The sequence below is a fragment of the Pseudomonas sp. RC3H12 genome (assembly GCF_018596375.1).
Classification (GTDB): domain Bacteria; phylum Pseudomonadota; class Gammaproteobacteria; order Pseudomonadales; family Pseudomonadaceae; genus Aquipseudomonas.
In genome coordinates this window covers 2,790,419-2,815,648 of sequence record NZ_CP075595.1, presented here as the reverse complement: position 1 = coordinate 2,815,648, position 25,230 = coordinate 2,790,419, and the positions used below count along the sequence as shown (strand labels likewise).

At 64.1% G+C, this 25,230-nt stretch carries 20 protein-coding genes; 1 reads left to right on the top strand and 19 read right to left on the bottom strand.

Annotation, left to right across the window (positions count from 1 at the left end; genetic code table 11):
- Positions 1 to 26: 26 nt before the first annotated feature.
- The 3 genes from KHO27_RS12740 to trhP all read right to left on the bottom strand — a co-directional run bounded on the left by KHO27_RS12740 (position 27) and on the right by trhP (position 4,075).
- Complete coding sequence (locus KHO27_RS12740; protein ID WP_110700812.1) at positions 27 to 932, bottom strand: copper resistance protein B; 906 nt, start codon at positions 930 to 932, stop codon at positions 27 to 29.
- Complete coding sequence (locus KHO27_RS12735; protein ID WP_110700810.1) at positions 925 to 2,661, bottom strand: copper resistance system multicopper oxidase; 1,737 nt, start codon at positions 2,659 to 2,661, stop codon at positions 925 to 927. The genes KHO27_RS12740 and KHO27_RS12735 overlap by 8 nt, the downstream gene beginning before the upstream one ends.
- 79 nt (positions 2,662 to 2,740) lie before the next feature.
- On the bottom strand, positions 2,741 to 4,075 hold the full coding sequence (gene trhP, locus KHO27_RS12730; protein WP_214501926.1) for a prephenate-dependent tRNA uridine(34) hydroxylase TrhP: 1,335 nt from the start codon (positions 4,073 to 4,075) through the stop codon (positions 2,741 to 2,743).
- A 123-nt stretch (positions 4,076 to 4,198) separates the two neighbouring features.
- Here trhP and KHO27_RS12725 point away from each other — a divergent pair, with 123 nt between their 5' ends.
- On the top strand, positions 4,199 to 5,263 hold the full coding sequence (locus tag KHO27_RS12725) for an AI-2E family transporter (protein ID WP_110700806.1): 1,065 nt from the start codon (positions 4,199 to 4,201) through the stop codon (positions 5,261 to 5,263).
- Between the two features lie 26 nt (positions 5,264 to 5,289).
- On the opposite strand, the gene KHO27_RS12720 is transcribed toward KHO27_RS12725, so the two are convergent.
- From KHO27_RS12720 to aceA, 16 genes are all read right to left on the bottom strand, one after another.
- A complete protein-coding gene (locus KHO27_RS12720; RefSeq protein ID WP_214501925.1) occupies positions 5,290 to 7,371 on the bottom strand; it encodes a TonB-dependent receptor family protein in 2,082 nt (693 codons plus the stop codon).
- 131 nt (positions 7,372 to 7,502) lie between these two features.
- Positions 7,503 to 8,972: an NADH-quinone oxidoreductase subunit NuoN gene (gene nuoN, locus KHO27_RS12715; RefSeq protein WP_102685131.1), complete on the bottom strand. Its 1,470-nt coding sequence runs from the start codon at positions 8,970 to 8,972 to the stop codon at positions 7,503 to 7,505.
- Positions 8,973 to 8,979: 7 nt separating this feature from the next.
- Positions 8,980 to 10,512: an NADH-quinone oxidoreductase subunit M gene (gene nuoM, locus KHO27_RS12710; RefSeq protein ID WP_102685132.1), complete on the bottom strand. Its 1,533-nt coding sequence runs from the start codon at positions 10,510 to 10,512 to the stop codon at positions 8,980 to 8,982.
- Positions 10,513 to 10,552: 40 nt separating this feature from the next.
- Positions 10,553 to 12,406, bottom strand: a complete 1,854-nt coding sequence (gene nuoL, locus KHO27_RS12705; RefSeq protein WP_102685133.1) for an NADH-quinone oxidoreductase subunit L — start codon at positions 12,404 to 12,406, stop codon at positions 10,553 to 10,555.
- Positions 12,403 to 12,711, bottom strand: coding sequence for an NADH-quinone oxidoreductase subunit NuoK (gene nuoK / locus KHO27_RS12700; RefSeq protein ID WP_023631349.1), 309 nt, complete (start codon positions 12,709 to 12,711; stop codon positions 12,403 to 12,405). Before nuoK ends, nuoL begins: the two co-directional genes overlap by 4 nt.
- 3 nt (positions 12,712 to 12,714) lie before the next feature.
- Positions 12,715 to 13,215, bottom strand: coding sequence for an NADH-quinone oxidoreductase subunit J (nuoJ, locus tag KHO27_RS12695; RefSeq protein WP_023631348.1), 501 nt, complete (start codon positions 13,213 to 13,215; stop codon positions 12,715 to 12,717).
- 10 nt (positions 13,216 to 13,225) lie between these two features.
- Positions 13,226 to 13,774 carry an NADH-quinone oxidoreductase subunit NuoI gene (nuoI, locus tag KHO27_RS12690; RefSeq protein WP_003251442.1) on the bottom strand — a complete coding sequence of 183 codons (549 nt, stop codon included), beginning with the start codon at positions 13,772 to 13,774 and terminating at the stop codon, positions 13,226 to 13,228.
- An 11-nt stretch (positions 13,775 to 13,785) separates the two neighbouring features.
- Positions 13,786 to 14,793 (bottom strand): NADH-quinone oxidoreductase subunit NuoH, encoded by a 1,008-nt coding sequence (gene nuoH / locus KHO27_RS12685; protein WP_046855038.1) that lies wholly within the window; start codon positions 14,791 to 14,793, stop codon positions 13,786 to 13,788.
- A complete protein-coding gene (gene nuoG / locus KHO27_RS12680; RefSeq protein WP_214501924.1) occupies positions 14,790 to 17,504 on the bottom strand; it encodes an NADH-quinone oxidoreductase subunit NuoG in 2,715 nt (904 codons plus the stop codon). The genes nuoH and nuoG overlap by 4 nt, the downstream gene beginning before the upstream one ends.
- A gap of 132 nt (positions 17,505 to 17,636) precedes the next feature.
- Positions 17,637 to 19,001 carry an NADH-quinone oxidoreductase subunit NuoF gene (nuoF, locus tag KHO27_RS12675; protein ID WP_110700800.1) on the bottom strand — a complete coding sequence of 455 codons (1,365 nt, stop codon included), beginning with the start codon at positions 18,999 to 19,001 and terminating at the stop codon, positions 17,637 to 17,639.
- Positions 18,998 to 19,495: an NADH-quinone oxidoreductase subunit NuoE gene (gene nuoE, locus KHO27_RS12670; RefSeq protein WP_012313767.1), complete on the bottom strand. Its 498-nt coding sequence runs from the start codon at positions 19,493 to 19,495 to the stop codon at positions 18,998 to 19,000. Before nuoE ends, nuoF begins: the two co-directional genes overlap by 4 nt.
- A gap of 2 nt (positions 19,496 to 19,497) precedes the next feature.
- The gene (gene nuoC, locus KHO27_RS12665) at positions 19,498 to 21,279 is read right to left on the bottom strand and encodes an NADH-quinone oxidoreductase subunit C/D (protein WP_023630474.1); all 1,782 of its coding nucleotides are present in this window, start codon (positions 21,277 to 21,279) and stop codon (positions 19,498 to 19,500) included.
- A 79-nt stretch (positions 21,280 to 21,358) separates the two neighbouring features.
- On the bottom strand, positions 21,359 to 22,036 hold the full coding sequence (locus tag KHO27_RS12660; RefSeq protein ID WP_008096180.1) for a NuoB/complex I 20 kDa subunit family protein: 678 nt from the start codon (positions 22,034 to 22,036) through the stop codon (positions 21,359 to 21,361).
- A 9-nt stretch (positions 22,037 to 22,045) separates the two neighbouring features.
- Positions 22,046 to 22,459 (bottom strand): NADH-quinone oxidoreductase subunit A, encoded by a 414-nt coding sequence (locus tag KHO27_RS12655; RefSeq protein ID WP_011534614.1) that lies wholly within the window; start codon positions 22,457 to 22,459, stop codon positions 22,046 to 22,048.
- Between the two features lie 380 nt (positions 22,460 to 22,839).
- The gene (locus tag KHO27_RS12650; RefSeq protein ID WP_214501923.1) at positions 22,840 to 23,502 is read right to left on the bottom strand and encodes a lysoplasmalogenase; all 663 of its coding nucleotides are present in this window, start codon (positions 23,500 to 23,502) and stop codon (positions 22,840 to 22,842) included.
- Between the two features lie 187 nt (positions 23,503 to 23,689).
- Positions 23,690 to 25,015, bottom strand: a complete 1,326-nt coding sequence (aceA, locus tag KHO27_RS12645) for an isocitrate lyase (protein WP_110700796.1) — start codon at positions 25,013 to 25,015, stop codon at positions 23,690 to 23,692.
- Positions 25,016 to 25,230 lie beyond the last annotated feature (215 nt).

Below are 25,230 nucleotides of genomic sequence, written 5' to 3'. Positions count from 1 at the left end.
AACAGCATGATTCATTGACCGGGTGGCTAGAAGCGCAGGCGGACCCCGGCCACCAACCGGGTCTGGCCGCTGTCCTCGTCATTTTCCCGGGCCTGCTCGGCGCGGTTGCCGTGCAGGCGGTTGAAGCTGACCCCGACATAGGGCGCGAACGCCCGGGTGATCTCGTAGCGCAGGCGCAGGCCCACCTCGCTTTCGGCCAGCCCCGCGCCTTGTTCGCGCCCGGCGTCATTGCGCCCGAAGAAGTTGGCTTCGACGGTGGGTTCGAGGATCCAGCGATTGGTCAGCAGCATAGCGTAACCGGCTTCCAGGCGCAGCGCGGTCTGCTGCCGCTCGCCGGCGTAGGCGGTGGCTTCCAGCTCCAGGCCATAGAGCGGCGTGCCCTGGATGCCGAAGGCTGCCCAGGCCTGGCCGCTGGCGGGCTTGAAGTCCTGGCGCAGACCGCCGACCAGCTCCCACCAGGGGCTGATGGCATGGCCCCAGAGGGCCTGCAGCTCAGCTTTGTGGGTCTTGCCCTGTTCGCGTTCACCCTCGGTGCGCAGCCACAGGCGGTCGATATCGCCGCCGACCCAGGCGGTGGCGTTCCAGTTCAGGGCGCCACTGTTTTCGAAGTTCTGGTACTCCAGCTGGTCGACGATCACTGCCCAGTTGGTTGCCCGGTCGTGCACCTGATGCCCTGGCAGGAGCGGGAAGGCGGCGCGGCGGTCGGCGTCGGTGACTACCGGCAAGGGTGTGCGTGGTTGGTCGGGGGGCGTCGCCGCGTGGTTCATCTGGCTGTGGTCCATGGGCATGCTGCCATGGCTCATCTGGCCGTGGTCCATTGGCATGGCGCCGTGGTTCTTATGGTCCATGCCTGCGGCCAGGGTCCGTTCGCTGGCCAGCAAGGCCATCAGTGCGACACCGGTGACGATACGGCGGTTGCAGTTCTCATTCATCGACCCGTACCTCGCGGAACATGCCGGTCTCCATGTGGTAGAGCAGGTGGCAGTGGTAGGCCCAGCGGCCCAGGGCGTCGGCGGTCACACGGTAGCTGCGCCGGCTGCCGGGAGGGATGTCGAGGGTGTGCTTGCGTACCAGGAAGCGCCCTTGTTCATCTTCCAGGTCGCTCCACATGCCATGCAGGTGGATGGGGTGGGTCATCATGGTGTCGTTGACCAGGGTGATGCGCACCCGCTCGCCATACTTCAGACGCAGCGGCTCGGCATCGCTGAACTTGATGCCGTCGAACGACCAGGCGAAGCGTTCCATGTGTCCGGTCAGGTGCAGTTCGATGTCCCGTGACGGTTCGCGCCCGTCCGGGTCGGGATAGGGACTGCGCAGGTCGGCGTAGGTCAATACCCGGCGGCCATTGCCGCGCAGGCCGATGCCGGGGTCGGCGAGGTTGGCGCGGGGGGCCATGGTCTGCATGTCCACCAGCGGGTTGTCGGTCTCGCTGGTGGGGTGGCTTTGCATCATGGGCATGCCGGCCATGGCCGAGTGGTCCATGCCCGCCATGCTGCCGTGGTCCATCGCCGGCATGTTCGAATGGTCCATCTGGCCCATGCCGCCATGCCCCATGTCGTCCATGCTCAGCACCGGGCGTGGATCCGGCTCGGGTACTGGAGCCTGCAATCCAGCGGCGCGGGCCAGGGTGCCACGGGCGAAGCCGGTACGGTCCATGCTCTGGGCGAACAAGGTGTAGGCGGGCAGGTCGCCCACGGTGACCAGCACGTCATAGGTTTCGGCCACGGCGATGCGTAGTTCGTCCACGGTAACCGGGGTCACCGGCAGGCCGTCGGCGGCGATCACCGTGAGCTTCAGGCCGGGGATGCGAAAGTCGAAATAGGTCATCGCCGAAGCGTTGATAAGGCGCAGGCGCACGGTTTCGCCGGGCTGGAACAGGCAGGTGAAGTTGCCGTCCGGTGGCTGGCCGTTGAGCAGGTAGGTGTAGCCGGCAGCGCTGATGTCGGCGAGGTCGGTGGGGCTCATGCGCATCTTCGCCCAGGCCCAGCGGTTGTCGAGGGTGTTGCGCCAGCCGCTTTCGGCGACATCGTTTATGAAGTCACCCACCGTGCGCTTGTGGTAGTTGAAGGCGTCGGACTGTTTCTTCAGCGTAGCCATCAGCGCTTCCGGCGCCTGGTCCGACCAGTCGCTGAACAGCAGTACATGGTCGCGCTGGTACCTGTGCGGCTCAGGCTCGCGGGGTTCGATGACGATGGCGCCGTACACGCCGGCCTGCTCCTGCAAGCCGGAGTGGCTGTGGTACCAGTAGGTGCCGCTCTGGCGCAGGGTGAACTGGTAGAGGTAGTCGCCGCCCGGTTCGATGCCGGCGAAGCTCAGCCCCGGCACGCCGTCCATGTTGGCCGGCAGGATGATGCCGTGCCAGTGGATCGAGGTGGGCTGGTCCAGGCGGTTGCGCACGCGCAGGGTCACGGTGTCGCCTTCGCGCCAGCGCAGCTGCGGGCCGGGCAGGCTGGCGTTGATGGTCTGCGCGGTGCGTGGGCGGCCGGTGATATTGACCGCGGTCTGGCCGATGAACAGTTCGAACTGCTGGCCACTCAGGTCGTGCAGCGGCAAGCGCCCCTCTGCTGCCTGGGCCAGCGGGCGCCACAGGCCGAGGCCGGCCAGGGCGGTGGCGGCGCCCAGGCCCTTGACGAAGGTGCGGCGGGTTGGAGTCGGTGGCATGGCGTGCTCTCGCTACGAAACTGCCACCATCCTCGCCGCCAGTGCCTGTCAGCTGGCTGAGGCGCGGATTACAGATTTGTCAGGCAGCCGTCTCGGCGCTTTCCAGGTCGCGCATCAGCAAACCGAACTCCAGGGATACCTGCTCGGGGATCGGCAGGTAGACCACATGGCCATCGCCCGGCGCCACCTCGATGGCCTGCTGCTGACGGTTGCGCAGGCGGTGCAGGTCGAAATGGTAGTTGCCACGCGGAGTCATCAGTTCCAGGTGATCGCCCACGGCGAAACGGTTCTTCACCTTGACCTCGGCCAGGCCATCGACCCGCGCCCCGGTCAGCTCGCCGACGAACTGCTGGCGCTCGGACACCGAGTTGCCGCGCTGGTAGTTCTGGTACTCGTCGTGCACATGGCGGCGCAGGAAGCCTTCGGTGTAACCGCGCTGGGCGAGGGATTCGAGGCTGGCCATCAAGCCGCGGTCGAACGGCCGTCCGGCCACGGCGTCGTCGATGGCCTGGCGGTAGGACTGCACGGCGCGGGCGCAGTAGAAGTGCGATTTGGTACGGCCCTCGATCTTCAACGAATGCACACCCATATGTGCCAGGCGCTCGACGTGCTGGATGGCGCGCAGGTCCTTGGCGTTCATGATGTAGGTGCCGTGCTCGTCCTCGAACGCCGGCATTTCTTCGCCCGGGCGGTTGGACTCCTGCAACAGGAACACCTGGTCGGTGGGGGTGCCTATGCCCAGCGTGGGTTCGAATTCGCGGACGATGTCGCCGGTAGCGTTCTCGGTGGCCGGGGTCGCCTCATACTTCCAGCGGCAGGCATTGGTGCAGGTGCCCTGGTTGGCATCGCGCTTGTTCAGGTAGCCTGACAGCAGGCAACGCCCGGAGTAGGCCATGCACAGCGCGCCATGCACGAACACCTCCAGTTCCATCTCTGGCACCTGCTGGCGGATCTCCTCGATCTCTTCCAGCGACAGCTCCCGCGACAGGATCACCCGGGTCAGGCCCATGCCCTGCCAGAACTTCACGCTGGCCCAGTTGACCGTGTTGGCCTGCACCGAGAGGTGGATGGGCATCTGTGGGAAGTGCTGGCGAACCAGCATGATCAGCCCAGGGTCGGACATGATCAGCGCATCCGGGCCCATCTCGATCACCGGCGCCAGGTCCTTGAGGAAGGTCTTGAGCTTGGCGTTGTGCGGGGCGATGTTGACCACCACGTAGAAGCGCTTGCCCAGGGCCTGCGCCTCCTGGATGCCGAGGGCCAGGTTGGCATGGTCGAACTCGTTGTTGCGCACCCGCAGGCTGTAGCGCGGTTGCCCGGCGTAGACCGCGTCGGCGCCGTAGGCGAAGGCGTAGCGCATGGTCTTGAGGGTACCGGCGGGGGCGAGCAGTTCGGGCTTGGCGGGAGAGGTCATGGTGCGCACCGGGGCAAAAGGCGCGGATGCTAAGGCGGCGGCGCCTTGCAAGTATTGATCTGGGTCAACGGCACTTTTACCGATGCGCAGCGCACTAAATGGTTGAGCCCTCGAGGAACGCCGATGAACGAAACCGTACTGCAGAACAAAGCCCTGACCGTGTTGCTGGCCCTGGTGACCATTGCCTTCATCTGGATCATGTTGCCGTATTCCGGCGCCATCTTCTGGGCGGTGATCCTCGGCATCCTCTTCGCACCGCTGCAACGCCACCTGTTGCTGCGTTGCGGCGGGCGACGCAACCTGGCGACGGCGGTGGCCCTGGCCACCTGCTTGCTGGTGGCGGTGCTGCCGGTGATCATCATCAGCGCCCTGCTGGTGCAGGAGGGGGCAGCGTTGTACCAGCGCATCGAGAGTGGCCAGCTGGATATCGCCGGCTATATCGAACGGGGCAAGGACATGCTGCCGGCCTATGCCCAGCATTTCCTCGACCGCATGGGCATGGGCAACCTCGATGGCCTGCGCGACAAGATCACCAAGTGGGCGACCCAGGGCAGCCAGTTCCTCGCCGGCCAGGCGTTCAGCTTCGGCCAGGGCACCTTCGAGTTCCTGGTGAGCTTCGGCATCATGCTCTACCTGCTGTTCTTCTTCCTGCGCGAGGGGGCGGAGCTGGCGCGCAAGGTGCGCCAGGCGGTGCCACTGCCCGAGCAGCAGAAACGCCGTCTGCAGCTGAAGTTCAAGCGCGTGGTGCGGGCCACGGTCAAGGGCAACCTGCTGGTGGCGATCACCCAGGGTGCGCTGGGCGGGCTGATCTTCTGGGTACTGGGCATTCCCAGCGTGCTGGTGTGGGCGGTGCTGATGGCGTTCCTGTCATTGCTGCCGGCAGTGGGCGCGGGGATCGTCTGGGGGCCGGTGGCGCTGTACTTCCTGCTGACCGGGGCGATCTGGCAGGGGATCGTGCTGACCGCGTTCGGTGTGCTGGTGATCGGCCTGGTGGACAATCTTCTGCGACCGATCCTGGTGGGCAAGGACACGCGCATGCCGGATTACCTGGTATTGGTTTCGACCCTGGGCGGGTTGGCGGTGTTCGGGCTCAATGGGTTTGTGATCGGGCCGTTGATCGCGGCGCTGTTCATTTCCAGCTGGGCGATCTTTGCCTCGACCAAGCCGCAGGTGCAGTTGCCGTCTTGAATGGGGCGCAAGGCGCCCCCCCGGGGTCAACGGAAGCTGTAGGAAACCCCGGTATAAACCCCGAACCCTTCCCCCGGCGTCGAGCGGGCGATGTCCTGCCCGGCATCGTTGTACCCCGGCGTCACCGTCGCCGCGTAACGTTTGTTGGTCAGGTTGCGCAGGTCGAGCCAGGTCTGCCAGTCGCGCTTGGGCGAATCCCAGCCCAGGCGTGCGCCGAGCAGTGCGTAGGCGTCGGCATGGTAGCTGTTGGCGTAGTCCACCTGCACCTTGGACGCCATCTGCGTGTTGACTCCGGCGTAGAAACCACTCGGCCAGTCGTAGCGCAGTTCTGCCTGGTAGTAGTGCATGGGGATGCCGGGCAGGCGGTTGCCGCCGAACTTGTCGTCGTCGCGGTAGTGGAAATCGCTGAAGGTGTAGGCCTGGCGCAGGCTGAGCTTGCCGGTGCCGGGTTGTTCCCAGAGAAGGCTGTCCAGGCCGGCTTCGATGCCTTGGTGCACGGTGGGGCTGGCATTGAATTCGCCCGTGACGGTCGGTTCGATCTCGACAGTCAGCAATTCGTGCCGTACCTGAGAGTAGTACCAAGCCAAGTCCCAACGGCCGATTACCGAGTCGCCACGCGCGCCCAGTTCAAGCGTTGTGGCAGTCTGATTCTGCATTTCAATTGGCTGCGTCTGGAACTGCTGGCCTTTTACCTTTGGCGAACTCCAGATAAGCGCCCAGGGATGAGGTGGTTCGACCGAACGACTCAGATTGCCGTAGACCTGCAAGTCAGGTCGGATGTCGTAGCGCAGGCCGACCCGAGGCGCATAGTCCCAGTCATGCTGGCTGACCTTGCCGCCAACAGTAGGATAGGTCACATCGCTTTCACGGCGGGTGTAGATCATCGCCAGACCGGTGGTCAACCAGAGATTCGGCACCAGTTCCAGGTCGTTGCCCAGATGCAAGACGGTATCGGAGCCCTGATAGCTGAAATCGCGGGTTCGTTCGCCAACTGCCAGTGGCGCGTTGCCGGCTTCCTGCACACGAACGAACTCCGATGCACCGCTGTTGGGAAGGTGCTTGGTGGTTCTCCAGCCAATGGTGGTTTTGCTTTCGTGGCCGAACAACGTATCGCGGCGATGGTAATTGAGTGTGCCACTCACATCGGTGTAGGCAACTTTAAGACGGTTGGCGCCTTCGCGAAGGTCCATGGGGTAGTCGTGATAGACAAGGCCGGTTTCTAGGCGTGAGTCATCGTTCAGATAAAACGTCGTCTTGTTAGCCAGCCAGGTGCTACCAGGTTGAGGGCGGCTGGCGTCGCGGCGCAGATACACTGGATTGGCAGCGCGTGGATCGTGCTTGATCTGATCCTTGGTCAGGCGTCCGGCCAGATCGTTCTCGGTCTCGCGGTAGCGCAGGTAGAAGCGCGTCTCCAGGTTCGGGTTGAAGCGATAGCCGACGTTGGCGGCGATGCCCTTGGCGCTGCCACTGCTGTGCCGCTGGAAGCCGTCGTACTCGGCGTCGGTAAGCGCTACGTAATAGTCGAGGTTGCCCAGCACCTGCCCGGAGCTGATGTGCCGGCGCTGGTAGCCACGGCTGCCGACTTCGTAGCGCACCTGCAAGGGCGCGGCATCGTAACCGGTGTGGGTCACGTAGTTGATCGCGCCGCCCAGGGCCAGCGAGCCCTGGGCGAAACCGTTGGCACCGCGCAGCACTTCGGCGCGGCTCAGCCACAGCGGTTCGAACAGCTCATAGGGCGTGCCGCCGGGACCTGTCAGCGGCAGGCCGTCGAACATCGTGTAGACGCCCGAACCGTGGGCACCCGGCGCACGGTTGATGCCCGAACCACGGATCGACAGCTTGATGCCGTCGTTGCCCGCCGACTGGGCGAACACTCCCGGCTGGTAGGCCAGCACATCCTGATTGGTCGCCACCCGGCCCTGGCCCACCTTGTCCATGTCCACCAGGTTGCTGGCGCCGGGGATTTCACGCAGGTGATCGGCGGCGGCTTCCAGCTCGGACTGTTGATGGTCCTGGATCAGCACCTGGTCGAGTTCGACGCGGTTGGCGGCCTGGGCGGAGCCGGCGACGAACAGGGCCAGCAGGGAGTAGGGCAGGGTTGGGCGCATGGGGACGAGGTTCCAGATCGGGTGCGGGAGTCTGACGCTGCAAAGGGCAGACGAAGCACAGGGGACGATCTGTAGGACCCCAAAAAAGAACACCCCGCCGAGGCGGGGTGTCTAGTGACGCTGGCAGCCGATCAGCCGATCAGTTGCAAACCAGCCTGCTGCACCATCTCCAGCAGCGGCTGCGGGTACACGCCCAGCACGAAGGCAAGGATCGCGATGGCTAGCAGCATCACGCCGCCGGTGCGCTGTTCCCACTTCAGCGGGGCGTCGTGGCGACGCAAGTTCGGCTCGACCAGGTACAGGGTGACCATGACACGCAGGTAGTAGTACACGCCGATGGCGCTACCGATCACCAGGGCGCCGACCAGCCACCACAGGTGCGACTCGACGCCGGTGGCGATGATGTAGAACTTGCCGATGAAGCCTGCGGTCAGCGGGATACCGGCCAGCGACAGCATCATAACGGTCAGTACCGCGGTCAGGTACGGACGGCGCCAGAACAGGCCGCGGTACTCGTACAGGGCGTCGGCGTCACGGCCGGCGTATGGCGAGGACATCAGGGTGATCACGCCGAAGGCGCCGAGGCTGGTGATCACGTAGGTGACCAGGTACACGCCCATGGCTTCCAGGGCCAGGCCCTTGCTGGCGACCAGGGCTATGACCAGGTAGCCGAAGTGGGCGATGGACGAGTAACCCAGCAGGCGCTTGAGGTTGCTCTGGGTCAGCGCCAGCAGGTTGCCGATGATGATCGACGCCACGGCGATGACTGCCAGTACGGTGCTCAGTACGCCGCTGCTGGCGGCGGGGGAGAGCATGAACAGGCGCACGACCACGGCGAATACCGCGACCTTGCTGGCGGTGGCCAGGAACGCGGCGACCGGCGCCGGGGCGCCTTCATACACGTCCGGGGTCCACAGGTGGAACGGCACCAGCGACAGCTTGAAGGCCAGGCCCACCAGCATCATGCCCAGGCCCAGTTGCGCCAGCAGGCTTGGCATGCTGGTAGCGGCCAGGGCCTTGCCCAGCTGGTCGAAGGTCAGGGCGCCGGCGTCGGCATACAGCAGCGCCATGCCGAACAGCAGGAAGGCGGAACCGGCGGCCGACAGCACCATGTACTTGATGCCGGCTTCCAGCGAGCGCTTGTTGAAGAACGCATACGCCACCAGGCCGTAGACCGGCACCGACAGCAGCTCCAGGCCGATGAACAGGCCGGCCAGGTGGTTGGCGCTGACCAGCACCAGGCCACCCAGTGCCGACATCAGCAGCAGCAGGTACAGCTCTTCACGGTTGCCCGGGAAGCCTTTGGAGCCTTCGCCGAGGTAGGCGTGGGCGAGGGTGACGCAGGCCAGGGTGGCCACCAGGATGATCGCCATGTACAGGCAGGCGAACTTGTCGATGGTCACCAGCGAGGTCACCGCCAAGGGCGCGACCTTCAGCGCCGGCAGGATCGACAGCAGGGCCAGGTTCAGGCCCACGGTGGACAGCAGGAAGGTCTGCGAGTGGTTGCGCTTCCAGGCGATCGCCAGCATCACCACCACCGTGGTGATGGTGGTGATCAGCATCGGCGCCAATGCGATGAAGTGTTGAGTGGTGAATTCCATAGCGCTCTTACCGGGCCGAAGCGAGTTGAGTGAAAGCGGAACCGAGCCACTGCTGCACACCGCTCATGGTGGCGGCAGAGGTGTCGAGGAACGGCTGTGGATACACGCCCAGCAGGATCAAGAGGCCAGCCAGGCCCAGCACCATGATCAGCTCGCGACTGTCCATGCCGGCCAGCACGGTGTCGGCCTTGGCCGGACCGAAGTAGGCGCGGTGGATCATGATCAGCGAGTACACCGAGCCGAACACAAGGCCGGTGGTGGCGATCACGGTGATCCATGGGACGTGGGCGAAGCTGCCGATCAGGATCAGGAACTCGCCGACGAAGTTGCCGGTACCCGGCAGGCCCAGTGAGGCGGCGGCGAAGAACAGGCTGATGGCTGGCAGATAAGCGATGCGGTGCCACAGGCCACCCATCTCGCGCATGTCACGGGTGTGCAGGCGCTCGTACAGCTGGCCGGCCAGGATGAACAGCGCGGCGGCCGACAGGCCGTGGGCCAGCATCTGGATCACCGCGCCCTGCAGGGCCTGCTGGCTGCCGGAGTAGATGCCGATCAGCACGAAGCCCATGTGCGAGACGCTGGAGAAGGCCACCAGGCGCTTGATATCGGTTTGCGCGAAGGCCAGGAAGGCCCCGTAGAAGATACCGATCAGGCCCAGGGTCATGGCGATCGGCGCGAACTCGGCCGAAGCGTTCGGGAACAGCGGCAGGGCGAAGCGCAGCAGGCCGTAGGCCGCGGTCTTCAGCAGGATACCGGCCAGGTCCACGGAACCGGCGGTCGGCGCCTGGGCGTGGGCGTCCGGCAGCCAGGAGTGGAACGGCACCACCGGCAGTTTCACCGCGAAGGCGATGAAGAAGCCCAGCATCAGGATGTACTCGACGCCGGCCGGCAGTTCGGCCTTGAGCAGGTCGCTGTAGTTGAAGGTGATTACGCCAGTGCTGTTGTAGTTGACCAGCACCAGACCGAGGATCGCCACCAGCATGATCAGGCCGCTGGCCTGGGTGAAGATGAAGAACTTGGTCGCCGCGTAGATCCGCGTCTTCTTGCCGTCCGACGAGCTGTGACCCCAGAGCGCGATGAGGAAGTACATCGGCACCAGCATCATTTCCCAGAAGAAGAAGAACAGGAACAGGTCCAGGGCCAGGAACACACCGACCACGCCGCCGAGAATCCACATCAGGTTGAGGTGGAAGAAGCCGACGTGGCGCTGGATCTCTTTCCACGAACACAGCACCGACAGCACGCCGAGCAGGCCGGTGAGCAGGATCATCAGCAGCGACAGGCCGTCGAGGGCCAGGTGGATGCTGATGCCGAAGCGCTTGATCCACTCGACCTTGTATTCGAGGGCCCAGGCCGGTTCGGCACCCGGCGCCGGGGCCAGTGTGTAGTTGCCGTTCGCCCACAGCCACAGGCCGATGCCAAGCAGCAGGGACATGGTCAGCAGCGCGATCCAGCGCGGCAGGGTGGAGCCGAAGCGCTCACCCAGCCAGCACAGGAAGCCGCCGATGAAGGGGATCAGGATCAGCCAAGGCAAAATCATGACGGGTTGGTTTCCTTTGGCAAAGTCGCAAGATTCATGGTCATACCGCGGCCACTACCACGGCACCGAGTACCAGTACGGCACCGACGGCGATCGAAGCGGTGTACCAGCGCAGCTGGCCGGTCTCGGTCTTGCTCATGGCGACGTGACCGCCGCGAGCCAGGCGAGGAATGAGGCCGATGCTGCGGTCAACCGGATCCTTGCGCAGGATGTGGCTGATCAGCAGGTAAGGTTTGACGAAGAGCTTGTCGTAGATCCAGTCGAAGCCCCAGGCGGCGAACCACCAGGCCGACAGGACGCGACCGATACCACTGTTGGCGATCGCGGTGACCAGGCGACGCTTGCCCAGGAACAGCAGGGCCGACAGCAGGATACCGGCGATGGCGATGGCGCCCGAGGCGATTTCCAGCGAGTGCTTGGCTTCGCCACCGGCGTGGCCGGCGCTTTCAGGCAGCACGCCTGCCAGTGGCGGGTGGATCCAGGCGCCGACGAAGGTCGACAGCACGATCAGCACGCCCAGCGGCAGCCAGTGGCTGATGCCGTGGCCGGCGTGGGCTTCGGTCTTGGCTTCGCCGTGGAAGGCGATGAAGATCAGGCGGAAGGTGTACAGCGAGGTCATGAATGCGCCGACCAGGCCGGCGTACAGCAGGCCGCTGTTGCCGCTGGCGAAGGCTTCCCAGAGGATCTCGTCCTTGGAGTAGAAGCCCACGGTCAGGATCGGCAGGGCGGCCAGGGCGGCGCCACCGACCACGAAGCTGGCATAGGCCAGCGGCAGCTTCTTCCACAGGCCGCCCATCTTGAAGATGTTCTGCTCGTGGTGGCAGGCGACGATCACCGCACCGGAGGCCAGGAACAGCAGGGCCTTGAAGAAGGCGTGGGTCATCAGGTGGAAGATCGCCGCGTCCCACGCGCCAACGCCCAGGGCCAGGAACATGTAGCCGATCTGGCTCATGGTCGAGTAGGCGAGGATACGCTTGATGTCGGTTTGCACCAGGGCGGCGAAGCCGGCCAGGACCAGGGTCACGCCGCCCACGACGCCAACCAGGTGCAGCACGTCCGGCGCCAGCAGGAACAGGCCGTTGGTACGGGCGATCAGGTACACGCCCGCGGTCACCATGGTGGCGGCGTGGATCAGTGCCGAAACCGGGGTCGGGCCGGCCATCGCGTCGGCCAGCCAGGTCTGCAGCGGCAGCTGGGCCGATTTACCGACCGCGCCACCCAGCAGCATCAGGGTCGCCAGGACCATCCAGGTGTCACCGGCCTGGAACTTCTGCGGCGCCAGTACCAGCAGTTCCTGCACGTTCAGGGTACCCAGCTGGACAAACAGGATGAACAGGCCGATGGCCATGAACACGTCGCCGATGCGGGTGACGATGAATGCCTTCAGTGCCGCGTTACCGTTGTTGCGGTTGCTGTAGTAGAAACCGATCAACAGGTACGAGCACAGGCCCACGCCTTCCCAGCCGAAGTAGATGAACAGCAGGTTGTCGCCCAGCACCAGGAACAGCATGCTGGCGATGAACAGGTTGGTGTACGAGAAGAAGCGCGAGTAGCCGGCTTCGCCACGCATATACCAGGAGGCGAACAGGTGGATCAGGAAGCCCACGCCGGTGACCACGCCCAGCATGGTGACCGACAGGCCATCCACGTACAGGGTGAAGTTCGGCGCGAAGCCGTCCACCGACATCCACTGCCATAGCAGCTGGCTGTAAGCGCCGCCTTCAGGCGGGGCGACGTTGAACTGCCAGATCACGTAGGCGGCGGTGGCCGCCGATAGACCGACCGAGCCGACGCCGATCAGCGCCGACAGGTTCTCGGACCAGCGGCCGCGCGAGAACGACAGCAGCAGAAAGCCGATCAGGGGGAATACGAACGTCAGGAAGATAAGGTTCATCCGCGCATCTCACTGGCAGCATCGATGTCGAGAGTGTGGAAGCGGCGATACAGCTGCAGCAGGATCGCCAGGCCAATGCTGGCCTCGGCGGCTGCCAGGCTGATCACCAGAATGAACATCACCTGGCCGTCGGGCTGGACCCAACGGGCACCGGCGACGATGAACGCCAGGGCAGCGGCGTTCATCATGACTTCCAGGCTCATGAGCACGAAGAGGATGTTGCGGCGGACCATCAGGCCAACCAGACCTAAGCAGAACAGGATGCCGGCGACCGCCAGACCATGCTCGAGAGGGATAGCACCCATGATTTACTCCTTCGCCTCGTTGCGGCCCAGGTGGAAGGCGGTGACGGCTGCCGCGAGCAGCAGCATCGACGCCAGTTCGACCACCAGCAGGTACGGCCCGAACAGGCTGATGCCGACCTCTTTGGCGCTGACGGTGGTACCGCTGATGGCGGCGCCCGACGGGGTGACGAACAGCACGTAGAGCAGCTCCAGCAGCAGCAGGGCGGCGAGGATCACAGGCCCCGCCCAGATGCCCGGCTTGAGCCAACCACGCTCTTGCGCGACCGAGGCCGGCCCGAGGTTGAGCATCATCACCACGAAGACGAACAGCACCATGATGGCACCGGCGTAGGCGATCACTTCCAGGGCACCGGCGAAGGGGGCGCCGAGGGAGAAGAAGATCATCGCCACGGAAATCAGCGAGATGATCAGGTAGAGCAGGGCGTGCACCGGGTTGGTGCCGGTCACCACGCGCAGCGTGGAGACAACGGCGACACCGGATGCGAAGTAGAAAGCGAATTCCATCTTTCTGTCCTTATGGGAGCAAGCTCTTCACGTTGATCGGCTCGGCTTCGTTCTGTGCAGAGCCCTTCGGCTTGCCAGCGATCGCCATACCCGCAACACGGTAGAAGTTGTAGTCAGGGTTCTTGCCGGGGCCGGAGATCAGCAGATCTTCTTTCTCGTACACCAGGTCCTGACGCTTGAACTCGGCCATTTCGAAATCCGGAGTCAGCTGGATCGCGGTGGTCGGGCACGCCTCTTCGCACAGGCCGCAGAAGATGCAGCGCGAGAAGTTGATGCGGAAGAACTCGGGGTACCAACGGCCGTCCTCGGTCTCGGCCTTCTGCAGCGAGATGCAGCCGACCGGGCAGGCCACCGCGCAGAGGTTGCACGCCACGCAGCGCTCCTCGCCGTCGGGGTCGCGGGTGAGGACGATGCGGCCACGGTAGCGCGGCGGCAGGTACACGGGTTCTTCGGGGTACTGCAGGGTGTCGCGCTTGCGGAACCCGTGGGAGAACACCATTGCCAGGCTGCGCAGCTGGGTGCCGGTGCCCTTAACGATGTCGCCGATATACTTGAACATGGGTCAAATCCTCACTGGGCCGCGACGGCTGGCGTGTTGTAAAGCACGATCGCAGCGGTCACCAGCAAATTGATCAGGGTCAGCGGCAGGCAGAACTTCCAGCTGAAGTCCATCACCTGGTCATAGCGTGGGCGCGGGATCGAGGCGCGCAGCAGGATGAACAGCATGATGAAGAACGCGGTCTTCAGGGCGAACCACAGGAACGGCACCTGCGGCAGCAGGCCGAACGGGCCGTGCCAGCCACCGAAGAACAGGGTCACCAGCAGCGCCGAGATGAGGATGATGCCGATGTACTCACCGACGAAGAACATGCCCCATTTCATGCCGGCGTATTCGATGTGGTAGCCGTCGGCCAGTTCCTGTTCCGCTTCCGGCTGGTCGAACGGGTGACGGTGGGTCACGGCGACGCCAGCGATGAAGAAGGTGCAGAAGCCGAAGAACTGCGGAATGATGAACCACAGGTTCTGGGCCTGGTAGTCAACGATGTCGCGCATGTTGAACGAACCCACCTGCACCACCACGCCCATCAGCGCCAGGCCCAGGAACACTTCGTACGACACGGTCTGCGCCGAGGCCCGCAGGCTGCCGAGCAGGGCGTACTTGTTGTTCGACGACCAGCCGGCGAACAGCACGGCGTAGACCGACAGGCCGGCCATGGCGAAGAAGAACAGCAGGCCGATGTTCAGGTCGGCCACGCCCCAGCCCGGGGTGATCGGGATGATCGAGAAGGCGATCAGCAGCGCACTCATGGCCACCACAGGCGCCAGGGTGAAGATCATCTTGTCGACGAAGGGCGGGTTCCAGTCTTCCTTGAAGAACATCTTCAGCATGTCGGCGGCGATCTGGAACATGCCGAACGGGCCGACGCGGTTCGGGCCGTAGCGGTCCTGCCACCAGCCCAGCAGGCGACGCTCGACGAAGCTGAGCAGCGCGCCGCAGACCACCACGGCCAGCAGCACCACGATGGCCTTGACGACCTGAATGATCACATCGATCACTTCGGGGGTGAACCAGCTCATTGTGCTGCCTCCTGCAGGCCTTCGACGGCTGCACCGAAGATGGCGGGCGGAATGCCGGCCAGGCCTTTGGGCAACGCAACCAGGCCAGCGCCCAGTTCTTCATTGATACGCAGCGGCAGGCGCAGTGACACGCCGGCCACGTTCAGGCTCAGCATCGCACCGTCGTTGACGCCCAGGCGGTCGGCTTCGGACTTGGCCAGGCCGACGTAGGCGGCCGGAATGCGCTCCTGCACCGGGGCGGCGCGGGAGGAGGACTCTTCGCTGCCGAACAGGTGGAAGAACGGTACCGCGGTCCAGGTGCCGCGAGCCGGGTTGAACGCGCCCGGGATGGCGCTGAACCAGCTCAGGCGATCGCCTTGCGACTCGATCAGGCGCACGCCCGGGTCACCGGCACGCAGGTGGCCACCGACTTCGTCCTGGAACTTGTTCCAGGCTTGCGGCGAGTTCCAGCCCGGCGACCAGGCGAACGGCACCTGCTGGCGCGGTTCGGCCGAGCCCGAGTAGCCTTCCATGGAGAAGGCGAACGCGGTGTCCTTGTCCTGTGGGGTACGCGGCTCGTGCACGCTGATGTTGGCGCGCATGGCGGTACGGCCGGAGTAGCGCAGCGGCTCGCGGGCCAGTTTCATGCCCTTGATGCGGAATGCGGCGCTTGGCGCTGCGTTGACGATGCCGGCCAGTTGCGGGGCGGCTTCGGCGCAGGCGCTGGTGACGTGGTCCAGTTGGGTCCAGTCCACCGGCTTGTTCAGCAGGGTCGCACGCAGGGCGTGCATCCAGCGCCAGCCTTCGTGGATCTGGATGCTGCTGTCCAGGTACTGCGGGTCGAACACCTGGAAGAAGCGCTGGGCACGGCCTTCCTGGCTGACCAGGGTGCCGTCGCCTTCGGCGAACGAGGCAGCTGGCAGCACCAGGTGGGCGCGGTCGACTGTTGGGGTTTTCGAGTGGTCGGCGACGATCACCACCTTGGCCGCGGCCATGGCTGCGTCGACCTTGGCGGCCGGTACGCGGGCGTACAGGTCGTTTTCCAGCACGACGATGGCGTCGGCCTTGCCGCTGATCACGGCGTCCAGCGCCGCGTCGACGGACTCACCGCCCATCATCGCCATGCCCAGGCTGTTGGCCTCAGGCACGACCAGGCTCAGCGAACCGTTCTTCTCGCGCAGCTTGAGGGCCTTGGCGATGTTGGCGGCGGCTTCGATCAGCGCAGGATCCGCCAGCGAGGTACCGGCGACCACCAGCGGGCGGTTGGCAGCGATCAGGGCGTCGGCGATGCGCTGGGCCAGGGCCTTGGCTTCAGTGTCCAGGCCTTCGACGGCAGGGGCGCTTGGGTCGATGGCGTGGGCCACGGCGAAACCGATGCGGGCCAGGTCCGCAGGTGCGGCGTGTACACACTCTTCGGCCACGTCGTCCAGCTTGGTTTCAGCCAGCGAAGCGATGAACAGCGGGTACAGCGCGTGCTGGCCGATGTTCTTCACCGCGGCGTCCAGCCAAGGCTGCACGCGCATAGCGTCAGCCATGGCCTCGGCCTTGCCCTTGGTGGCCTGGCGCACGGCCAGGGCAACACGGGCGGCGGTCTGGGTGAGGTCTTCGCCGAGCACGAACACGGCGTCGTGGTCTTCGATGTCGCGCAGGGTCGGCACCGGCAGCGGGCTGTTGTTCAGCACGTCCAAGGCCAGGCGCACACGGGCCAGCTCACCGGCTTCCATGCCAGAGTAGAAGTAATCGGCACCGACCAGCTCACGCAGGCCGTAATTACTCTCGAGGCTGGCGCGTGGCGAGCCGATACCGACGATGGTGCGGCCGCGCAGCAGGTCGGCGGCCTTGTCCAGGGCGGCGTCGAGGGACAGCTTGGTGCCGTCGGCCAGGTGTGGCTGGCGTGGGCGGTCCTTGCGGTTGACGTAGCCGTAGCCGAAGCGGCCGCGGTCGCACAGGAAGTACTGGTTTACCGAGCCGTTGAAGCGGTTCTCGATGCGGCGCAGTTCGCCGTAGCGCTCGCCGGGGCTGATGTTGCAACCGCTGGAGCAGCCATGGCAGATGCTCGGGGCGAACTGCATGTCCCACTTGCGGTTGTAGCGCTCGGAGTGGGTCTTGTCGGTGAACACACCGGTCGGGCAGACCTCGGTGAGGTTGCCGGAGAACTCGCTTTCCAGCACGCCGTCTTCGACGCGACCGAAGTACACGTTGTCGTGGGCGCCGTATACGCCCAGGTCGGTGCCGCCGGCGTAGTCCTTGTAGTAGCGCACGCAGCGATAGCAGGCGATGCAGCGGTTCATCTCATGGGCGATGAACGGGCCGAGGTCCTGGTTCTGGTGGGTACGCTTGGTGAAACGGTAGCGGCGCTCGTTGTGGCCGGTCATTACCGTCATGTCTTGCAGGTGGCAGTGACCGCCTTCCTCGCACACCGGGCAGTCGTGCGGGTGGTTGGTCATCAGCCATTCGACGACGCTGGCGCGGAACGCCTTGGACTCTTCGTCTTCGATGGAGATCCAGGTGCCGTCGGAGGCAGGGGTCATGCAGGACATGACGATACGACCACGGGTGTCGTTCTCGTCGGTGTACTGCTTGACTGCACACTGCCGGCAGGCACCGACGCTACCAAGCGCCGGGTGCCAGCAGAAATAAGGGATATCGAGGCCGAGTGACAGACACGCCTGTAACAGGTTGTCTGCACCGTTGACTTCGAGCGCTTTGCCGTCTACGTGGATAGTGGCCATTGTTCAAAGTTCTTCGTTGGCCCGCGTGAGCGGGCGTGGCTAATGGAAATCTGTACGCCTGTGGCACGCCACGCTTCATGCGGGCCGGCCTGCAGGCTGGCGGGTGGCACGGACCACCCGCGTTCTATCTTTTTATGCGCCGACCACAATCGGCTTCGCCAGGTTCGGGCGCAGAGTGTCGGTAGCAGTTGCTGGCGCGACACCGGCCTCGAACTCGGACCTGAAGTATTTGATGGCACTGCCCAACGGCTCGACGGCACCTGGTGCGTGAGCACAGAAGGTACGGCCTGGGCCGAGGAAGTTGACCAGCCCCAGCAGCGTCTCGATGTCTTCGGCGCGGCCTTGGCCGTTCTCCAGCGCGCGCAGCATCTTCACGCTCCACGGCAGGCCGTCACGGCAAGGGGTGCACCAGCCGCACGATTCGCGGGCGAAGAACTCTTCCATGTTGCGCAGCAAGGACACCATGTTGACGCTGTCGTCCACCGCCATGGCCAGGCCGGTACCCATACGGGTGCCGACCTTGGCGATGCCGCCCGCATACATCTGCGCATCGAGGTGCTCGGGCAACAGGAAGCCGGTACCGGCGCCACCAGGCTGCCAGCACTTGAGCTTGAAGCCGTCGCGCATGCCGCCGGCGTAGTCCTCGAACAGCTCGCGGGCGGTGACGCCGAACGGCAGCTCCCACAGGCCCGGGTTCTTCACCTTGCCGGAGAAGCCCATCAGCTTGGTGCCGTGGTCTTCGCTGCCTTCGCGGGCCAGCGACTTGTACCAGTCGTTGCCGTTGGCGACGATGGCCGGCACGTTGCACAGGGTCTCGACGTTGTTCACGCAGGTCGGCTTGCCCCACACGCCGACGGCGGCAGGGAAGGGCGGCTTGGAGCGCGGGTTGGCGCGACGGCCTTCGAGCGAGTTGATCAACGCGGTTTCTTCGCCGCAGATGTAGCGGCCGGCACCGGTGTGCACGAACAGCTCGAAGTCGAAACCGCTGCCGAGGATGTTCTTGCCCAGCAGGCCGGCGGCCTTGGCTTCATCGATGGCGCGGTTGAGGTTCTTCGCCGCGGTGGTGTATTCGCCACGCAGGAAGATGTAGCCACGGTAGGCCTTCAGCGCGCGGGCGCTGATCAGCATGCCCTCGACCAGCAGATGGGGCTGTTGCTCCATCAGCATGCGGTCTTTCCAGGTGTTGGGCTCCATTTCGTCCGCGTTGCACAGCAGGTAGCGGATGTTCATGGATTCGTCTTTGGGCATCAGGCCCCACTTCACGCCAGTGGGGAAGCCCGCGCCGCCACGGCCCTTGAGGCCGGAGTCCTTGACACTCTGCACGATGTCGTCGGCGGACATGTCGGCCAGCGCCTTGCGCGCGGCGGCATAGCCGTTCTTCGATTCATACTCGGTTAGCCAGACCGGCTCGCCGTCGTCACGCAGGCGCCAGGTCAGCGGGTGGGTTTCGGCCGAGCGCGCGATGCGGTTGGCCGGGCCGAAGGAAGTGATGGTCATACGTAACCCTCCAGCAGCTTGGAGACGCCGGCAGGTTGCACGTCGCCAAAGGTGTCGTCGTCGATCATCAGCGCCGGGGCCTTGTCGCAGTTGCCCAGGCAGCACACCGGCAGCAGGGTGAAGCGTCCGTCCGCGGTGGTTTGGCCGAGGCCGATGCCCAGTTCGCTCTGGATCTGGCTGACCACCGACTCATGGCCGCCGATGTAGCAGACCATGCTGTCGCACACGCGGATGATGTGACGGCCGACCGGCTGGCGGAAGATCTGGCTGTAGAAGGTGGCCACGCCCTCGACGTCGCTGGCGGGGATGCCCAGCACTTCGCCGATGGCGTAGATGGCGCCATCCGGCACCCAGCCGCGCTCTTTCTGCACGATCTTCAGGGCTTCGATGGACGCCGCGCGCGGGTCCTCGTAGTGGTGCATCTCGTGCTCGATGGCCGAGCGCTCGGTTTCGCTCAGGGCGAAACGGTCGGTTTGGATAAGCGTGCTGTTCATGCTTAGCGGTCCACGTCAGCCATAACGAAGTCGATACTGCCCAGGTACGCGATCAGGTCCGCGACCATGCTGCCTTTGATCACCGAAGGGATCTGCTGCAGGTGCGGGTAGCTCGGGGTACGGATCCGGGTGCGGTAGCTCATGGTGCCGCCATCGCTCGTCAGGTAGTAACTGTTGATGCCCTTGGTCGCCTCGATCATCTGGAACGACTCGTTGGCCGGCATGACCGGGCCCCACGAGACTTGCAGGAAGTGGGTGATCAGGGTCTCGATGTGCTGCAGGGTGCGCTCTTTCGGCGGCGGCGTGGTCAGCGGGTGATCCGCCTTGTACGGGCCTTCCGGCATGTTGCGCAGGCACTGGTCGATGATGCGGATGCTCTGGCGCATTTCCTCGACACGGACCATGCAGCGATCGTAGGCATCGCCGTTGTGGGCCAGCGGTACTTCGAACTCGAAGTTCTCGTAGCCGGAGTAGGGGCGCGCCTTGCGCAGGTCGAAGTCGCAACCGGTGGAGCGCAGGCCGGCACCGGTGGTGCCCCAGGCCAGGGCTTCCTTGGTGTTGTACGCGGCAACGCCAATGGTACGGCCCTTGAGGATGCTGTTCTGCAGGGCAGCCTTGGTGTATTCGTCGAGGCGCTTGGGCAGCCATTCGACGAAGTCCTTGACCAGCTTGTCCCAGCCGCGCGGCAGGTCGTGGGCGACGCCACCGATGCGGTACCAGGCCGGGTGCAGGCGGAAACCGGTGATCGCTTCGATCACGGTGTAGGCGCGCTGGCGGTCGGTGAAGGTGAAGAACACCGGGGTCATGGCGCCGACGTCCTGGATGTAGGTACCCAGGAACAGCAGGTGGCTGGTGATGCGGAAGAATTCGGCGAGCATGATGCGGATCACGTCGACCTTCTGCGGCACCTGGATGCCGGCCAGCTTTTCCACCGCCAGTACGTACGGCAGGTTGTTCATCACCCCGCCGAGGTAGTCGATACGGTCGGTGTAGGGGATGAAGCTGTGCCACGACTGACGCTCGGCCATCTTCTCGGCGCCACGGTGGTGGTAGCCGATGTCCGGGACGCAGTCGACGATCTCTTCGCCGTCCAGCTGCAGGACGATACGGAAGGCACCGTGGGCCGAAGGGTGGTTGGGGCCGAGGTTGAGGAACATGTAGTCCTCGTTGGCGCCCGAACGCTTCATGCCCCAGGCTTCCGGGTTGAAGCGTGCCGATTCCTCTTCAAGCTGCTGCTTGGCCAGGGTCAGGCTGTAGGGGTCGAATTCGGTGGCGCGGGCGGGGTAGTCCTTTCGCAGCGGGTGACCTTCCCAGGTCGGCGGCATCATGATGCGGCTCAGGTGTGGGTGGCCGGCGAAGTCGATGCCGAACATGTCCCAGACTTCACGCTCGTACCAGTTGGCGTTGGGCCAGATGCCGGTCACGGTGGGCAGGTTCAGGTCGCCTTCGCTCAGCGACACCTTGATCATCACGTCGCTGTTACGCTCGACCGACAGCAGGTGGTAGAACACGCTGAAGTCGGCGGCCGGCAGGCCGCGGCGCTGAGTGCGCAGGCGCTCGTCGACGCCGTGCAGGTCGTACAGCATGCTGTACGGCTTGGCGACGTTGCGCAGGAAGGTGAGGATTTCCTTGAGCTGGGCACGCTTTACCCACAGTACCGGCATGCCGGTACGGGTTTCCTGGGCGACGAAAGCGTCGGCGCCGAATCGGTTGTGCAGTTCGACGACCACATCCTGGTCGTCAGCCTTGTAAGGCGGAATATAAATAGCGTTGTCCGCTGTCATGGTCTCGGTCGCTTTGGGTCAACGTTAAGAATGAAGCCAGGCCGCCGGCTCCTGGGGGAGCGGGCGGCAGGTCGCTGGATCAGACTTCGTCGGGGCTGCGCAGGTTGGTTACCGCGATACGCTGTTCGCGACGCAGGTCTTTCTGGGCGGGCATCTCGGCACGGTAGATGCCTTGATCGCCAACCACCCAGGAAAGCGGGCGTCGCTCCTGGCCGATCGACTCCTGCAGCAGCATCAAGCCTTGCAGGAACGCCTCGGGGCGCGGTGGGCAGCCGGGCACGTACACGTCCACGGGGAGGAACTTGTCGACCCCCTGAACGACCGAGTAAATGTCGTACATGCCGCCGGAGTTGGCGCACGAGCCCATGGAGATGACCCACTTAGGTTCGAGCATCTGCTCGTACAGGCGCTGAATGATCGGCGCCATCTTCACGAAGCAGGTACCGGCGATGACCATGAAGTCGGCCTGACGCGGCGAGGCCCGGATGACTTCGGCGCCGAAGCGGGCGATGTCGTGGGGCGCCGTGAAGGCCGTGGTCATTTCCACGTAGCAGCAGGAAAGGCCGAAGTTGTACGGCCAGAGGGAGTTCTTGCGACCCCAGTTGACCGCGCCACGCAGCACATCTTCGAGTTTCCCCATGTAGATGTTCTTGTGGACCTGGTCTTCCAGCAGTTGATCGGTGACGGTTTCCCGTTCACCGACCGGATACTGCTCGTTAGGTGCGTCCGGATCGATTCTGGTGAGATTGTATTGCATGCCAAAGCCTCATTGTTTCAGCTTCGCTTGCCGCTTGCGGCGACCTTCGGGAGCCCAATCGAGCGCCCCGACGCGCCATAGGTAGACAAGACCTGCCAACAGAATTGCTATGAAAACGAGTGCTTCGACGAATCCGGTCCAGCCGCTTTCGCGGACGGACACAGACCATGCATACAGGAAGAGGGCTTCGATATCGAAGATCACGAACAGCATCGCGACCAGATAGAATTTGGCGGACAGGCGCAGGCGGGCGCTGCCGACGGGCAGCATGCCGGATTCGAAGGGTTCGTTCTTGGCGCGACCCCAGGCCTTGCTACCGAGCAGGCTGGACAGGCCGAGCATGAAGGCACACAGGCCGACGACACCCAGGAGGAAGATGGCAAAGCCCCAGTTGTGGGCGATGAGTCCTGCCGAATCGGACATGCTAGAAATCCTTATACAGAGACCCAGCTCTGCAGTCTGAAATAAGTAGAGCGGCGACGTGGTGTCGCAGACGCAGTGACCAAATGTCGCAGCTGAATCAATCGCGCTGATTTTATGGGTAAACCCAGTGCAAGTAAAATTTCCGTTGCAAATTTATTCGTAGGTTTAAGAACAAAAATCTTTCGTAACTGGCTGAAAGCCTTGAGTTTCGGGCATTGCACGTGGATTTGTTAATTATGTTTCTTACCTCGCGTAATGACTGGTTAGTTGCGTAATGATAATTAATATCATTTAGCCTGAGCTGTATTGTTTTAGCTGTTCTGGGCCTTGCAAAGTTCATCAGCCGATCTGCCCACTTGCAAATGCGAAAAACTCTCGTTCTAACAGCTTCCGGCGCAGCGCGTACCGCTCTGGATCAATGCTTTGTCGTTTGTGCTGCGGCTGACCGACGCGGCAATGAGCCACTGGCCGAGCCAGTAGGACAGGATGATCAGGTACTCGGCAGCGGCAAACGGGCTGACGAAGCGGTCGATGCCGATCAGGCTGTCGGAGAAGACGAAGGCGCAGGCACCCAGTGCGGCGACACCGCCGCAGGCCAAGGCGCGCCAGAGCATGCAGCCGATCGCCAGGGCATACAGCGCCACCGGGATCAGCAGTGGGCCCAGGCCGTGGCTGGCGAGCAGGCCGAACAGCGAGGCGCCCACCAGCAGTGCGAGGGCCAGTGACGGGTAGGCCGAGCGCTGGATCAGGCTGCAGTAACCGCGAAGGTACGCCAGGTGGGCGCAAAGGAATGCGGCCAGGCCGAACACGAACAGATCGCGGGGGATGGCCAGGAGGATGTCGCCCAGTACCGAGAAGGCCAGGCCGATCATGATCCAGCGACGGTAGGGCGTAGTGGGCATGGTCCTAAGCCAGGCGATCAGGGCCAGTACCGGAATGGGTTTGACCAGTAGGCCAAGCAGGGCATTGTCGCTCGCCAGTGCATATAGATAGCAGGTGGCGGCTGCGACGGCGATCAGGATCAGGTGGCTTGGACGAGGCATGGGCGGTCCTTGCTGCTGGGTAGCCACAAGCATAGACCTGATCTGCGGTATTGCCCGTGCCGGCCCTTTCGCGGGGCTGCAATGTTGCGTGGGAGCGGGCTTGCCCCGCGAAAGGGTCGGTACAGGCAAGAAGAAAGGCCCAGGGCTTTCCAAGCCCCGGGCCTTCCTGTTCAACAGTTCACCAGACTCAGTGGAACTGCTCTTCCTCGGTCGAACCGGTCAGTGCGGTTACCGACGATGCACCACCCTGGATCACGGTGGTCATGTCGTCGAAGTAGCCGGTGCCGACTTCCTGCTGGTGCGCCACGAAGGTGTAGCCTTTACTGGCGTCGGCGAATTCCTGCTCTTGCAGCTTCACGTAGGCGGTCATGTCGTTGCGGGCGTAGTCGTGCGCCAGGTTGAACATGCCGTGCCACATGTTGTGGATGCCGGCCAGGGTAATGAACTGGTGCTTGTAGCCCATGGCCGACAGTTCGCGCTGGAACTTGGCGATGGTGGCGTCGTCCAGGTTCTTCTTCCAGTTGAAGGAAGGCGAGCAGTTGTACGACAGCAGTTGGTCCGGGTATTCCTTCTTGATCGCTTCGGCGAAGCGACGGGCTTCGTCCAGGTCCGGCTTGGCGGTTTCGCACCAGATCAGGTCGGCATACGGCGCGTACGCCAGGCCGCGGGAGATCGCCTGGTCGAGGCCGGCGCGGACTTTGTAGAAGCCTTCACGGGTACGCTCGCCGATCACGAACGGCTGGTCGTACGGGTCGCAGTCGCTGGTCAGCAGGTCAGCGGCGTTGGCGTCGGTACGGGCCAGGATGATGGTCGGTACACCGGCAACGTCGGCGGCCAGACGGGCAGCCACCAGCTTCTGTACGGCTTCCTGGGTCGGTACCAGTACCTTGCCGCCCATGTGGCCGCATTTTTTCACCGAGGCCAGCTGGTCTTCGAAGTGCACGCCGGCGGCGCCCGCTTCAATCATGTTTTTCATCAGTTCGTAGGCGTTCAGTACGCCGCCGAAACCGGCTTCGGCGTCAGCCACGATTGGTGCGAAGTAGTCGATGTAGCCTTCGTCACCTGGGTTCTTGCCAGCTTTCCACTGGATCTGGTCGGCGCGGCGGAACGAGTTGTTGATGCGCTTGACCACGGTCGGTACCGAATCAACCGGGTACAGCGATTGGTCGGGGTACATCGACTCGGCCGAGTTGTTGTCGGCGGCAACCTGCCAGCCGGACAGGTAGATGGCCTGGATGCCGGCCTTGACCTGTTGCACTGCCTGGCCGCCGGTCAGGGCGCCCATGCAGTTGACGAAATCTTTTTCTGGGCGGAAGGACGGGTGGGCACCTTGGGTGACCAGCTTCCACAGTTTTTCCGCGCCCTGGCGAGCCAGGGTGTGCTCCGGTTGCAGCGAGCCACGCAGGCGAACGACATCGGCGGCGGTGTAGGTACGGGTCACGCCTTTCCAGCGCGGGTTTTCGGCCCAGTCTTTCTCGAGGGCTGCAATTTGCTGTTCGCGTGTCAGTGCCATGGAAATAAACCTCGTCGCATCGATCTTGAGTGTAATTGTGCTGATGCTCGGATACGCGGGTCAGAGGGCCAGGCTGTGCTGTCCGGGGGAGTGCGGCGGCGAACGGGGAAGTGCGAAGGGGAAGGGTGGGCAGGCCAGGCGAAGGTGTGCCCTGCAGGTTGGCTCGTGGATGCCTTGCTGCGGTGCGACGCGATTGCCAGAACTGCGGTGATGCG

Excerpts from the sequence above, each read along its gene's own strand:
- nuoM (WP_102685132.1), bottom strand. The coding sequence starts at position 10,512 with ATGATTTTGCCTTGGCTGATCCTGATCCCCTTCATCGGCGGCTTCCTG.
- aceA (WP_110700796.1), bottom strand. The coding sequence starts at position 25,015 with ATGGCACTGACACGCGAACAGCAAATTGCAGCCCTCGAGAAAGACTGG.
- KHO27_RS12740 (WP_110700812.1), bottom strand. The coding sequence starts at position 932 with ATGAATGAGAACTGCAACCGCCGTATCGTCACCGGTGTCGCACTGATG.
- nuoN (WP_102685131.1), bottom strand. The coding sequence starts at position 8,972 with ATGGAATTCACCACTCAACACTTCATCGCATTGGCGCCGATGCTGATC.
- KHO27_RS12655 (WP_011534614.1), bottom strand. The coding sequence starts at position 22,459 with ATGTCCGATTCGGCAGGACTCATCGCCCACAACTGGGGCTTTGCCATC.
- nuoL (WP_102685133.1), bottom strand. The coding sequence starts at position 12,406 with ATGAACCTTATCTTCCTGACGTTCGTATTCCCCCTGATCGGCTTTCTG.
- KHO27_RS12720 (WP_214501925.1), bottom strand. The coding sequence starts at position 7,371 with ATGCGCCCAACCCTGCCCTACTCCCTGCTGGCCCTGTTCGTCGCCGGC.
- KHO27_RS12735 (WP_110700810.1), bottom strand. The coding sequence starts at position 2,661 with ATGCCACCGACTCCAACCCGCCGCACCTTCGTCAAGGGCCTGGGCGCC.
- nuoF (WP_110700800.1), bottom strand. The coding sequence starts at position 19,001 with ATGACCATCACTTCCTTCGGCCCGGCCAACCGCATCGCGCGCTCGGCC.
- nuoK (WP_023631349.1), bottom strand. The coding sequence starts at position 12,711 with ATGGGTGCTATCCCTCTCGAGCATGGTCTGGCGGTCGCCGGCATCCTG.
- nuoJ (WP_023631348.1), bottom strand. The coding sequence starts at position 13,215 with ATGGAATTCGCTTTCTACTTCGCATCCGGTGTCGCCGTTGTCTCCACG.
- KHO27_RS12725 (WP_110700806.1), top strand. The coding sequence starts at position 4,199 with ATGAACGAAACCGTACTGCAGAACAAAGCCCTGACCGTGTTGCTGGCC.
- nuoI (WP_003251442.1), bottom strand. The coding sequence starts at position 13,774 with ATGTTCAAGTATATCGGCGACATCGTTAAGGGCACCGGCACCCAGCTG.
- trhP (WP_214501926.1), bottom strand. The coding sequence starts at position 4,075 with ATGACCTCTCCCGCCAAGCCCGAACTGCTCGCCCCCGCCGGTACCCTC.
- KHO27_RS12650 (WP_214501923.1), bottom strand. The coding sequence starts at position 23,502 with ATGCCTCGTCCAAGCCACCTGATCCTGATCGCCGTCGCAGCCGCCACC.
- nuoE (WP_012313767.1), bottom strand. The coding sequence starts at position 19,495 with ATGAACAGCACGCTTATCCAAACCGACCGTTTCGCCCTGAGCGAAACC.
- nuoG (WP_214501924.1), bottom strand. The coding sequence starts at position 17,504 with ATGGCCACTATCCACGTAGACGGCAAAGCGCTCGAAGTCAACGGTGCA.
- nuoC (WP_023630474.1), bottom strand. The coding sequence starts at position 21,279 with ATGACAGCGGACAACGCTATTTATATTCCGCCTTACAAGGCTGACGAC.
- KHO27_RS12660 (WP_008096180.1), bottom strand. The coding sequence starts at position 22,036 with ATGCAATACAATCTCACCAGAATCGATCCGGACGCACCTAACGAGCAG.
- nuoH (WP_046855038.1), bottom strand. The coding sequence starts at position 14,793 with ATGAGCTGGTTCACCCCCGAAGTGATCGATGTGATCATTCAGGTCGTC.